Origin of the sequence: Rhodohalobacter halophilus (genome assembly GCF_001715195.1) — a bacterium.
GTDB lineage: Bacteria > Bacteroidota > Rhodothermia > Balneolales > Balneolaceae > Rhodohalobacter > Rhodohalobacter halophilus.
Window position 1 is genome coordinate 1 of record NZ_MDWE01000076.1, and the last position, 1,241, is coordinate 1,241.

Consider the following 1,241-nt stretch of genomic DNA (forward strand, 5'->3'; position numbering starts at 1 on the left):
ACAGGCCAAAAGTAACATAGAATACCGTTTGAAATACGATCTGTGCAACACCATACCCTGTCATTTCGAGCGATCCGCCGGCCGGCGGAGAGTCGAGAAAACTCCATACCGTAGTACAGTATAAACGAAACCCCTCTTCAGACGGATGATAATGACGAAGACCCGACAGGTTTCCAAAACCTGTCGGGTCTGGGCTCCAACAAAACAGGGTATTTCTATGCGGTGAGAATGGCAGAATACAAGAGAATATGTTAGGTGTATACCATTAAAATGTGTAGATCTGCAATGGCAGTTGAGTTGCTATCCGGTCAAAATCTTTATCATTGTGTAGCAGATCCACTTCATATTCGATACACCAACTACCGATGAGCATATCTACAGTTTTGCGAATGGTTATGCCTTTTGATCTAAGAAAACGAAAATTAGATGCCGCTTTCATTGCTAATGATTTTCCTCCGAGATGAACACATTCTAATGAATCCAGAGCTTGCTTGGCTAATCTAAACTCATTGTCACGATCAAAACCTTGCAAAATCTCTGTGAGGATAATATCTCCAACAAGAACCGTTCGTTCTGAAAGAATAAAGTCAAGATTTTCAGTCTGTCTATTCTCTACACCGTTGAAATAATCAATCCACACGCTTGTATCTACTAATATCACTTCTGATCACTCCTCATATCCTCTAAATCGCCTTTCCAGTGTAATTTTCCACGCAAGTTTTTGATACTTTCTTGTTTTTTCTGTTGGACTAACAATTTCAACCCCTCCTCCACGGCCTCTCTTTTTGTTTTTAATTGACTCACCTTCAAGGCTTCATCCATCAAATCGTCATCGATCACTACATTCGTTCGCATAATTTTAAAGGTTCAGTTAATGTGTATTATTTATCAATCTATACACATAACAGCTAAACACCAAAAATAATTGTACACTATCCTGTACTGAAAGTGAACGATGAGTGGTTTACACAATCCCCTCGTAAGCCGAACGCTCCAAGCGGTCAGAAGGATGATAATGACGGAGACCCGACAGGTTTCCAAAACCTGTCGGGTCTGGGCTCCAACAAAACAGGGTATTTCTATACGGTGAGCTGTACAAACCTCTCGTCAGACGGCTCGAATCCGTCAGACGAATTTTATTGACCCGTTATCCATGTTTCTGCCAACCTGCTAACTGATCACTCTTGCCACTGACAAACTGTAAACTGAATCCCCTTCGGCCTTGAGAAATCAACGGGAAC

Annotated in this window: 2 protein-coding genes; both read right to left on the bottom strand. The window is 41.6% G+C overall.

Features of this window, described 5'->3' with window-relative positions; translation table 11 throughout:
- Nucleotides 1–265 precede the first annotated feature (265 nt).
- Nucleotides 266–661 (bottom strand): type II toxin-antitoxin system VapC family toxin, encoded by a 396-nt coding sequence (gene vapC, locus BG260_RS13720; RefSeq protein WP_069133526.1) that lies wholly within the window; start codon nucleotides 659–661, stop codon nucleotides 266–268.
- Nucleotides 658–855: a type II toxin-antitoxin system VapB family antitoxin gene (locus BG260_RS13725; protein WP_069133527.1), complete on the bottom strand. Its 198-nt coding sequence runs from the start codon at nucleotides 853–855 to the stop codon at nucleotides 658–660. Before BG260_RS13725 ends, vapC begins: the two co-directional genes overlap by 4 nt.
- Between the last annotated feature and the right edge of the window lie 386 nt (nucleotides 856–1,241).

Bases quoted from the DNA above. Each gene is read 5' to 3' on its own strand.
- BG260_RS13725 (WP_069133527.1), bottom strand. From the start codon at position 855: ATGCGAACGAATGTAGTGATCGATGACGATTTGATGGATGAAGCCTTG.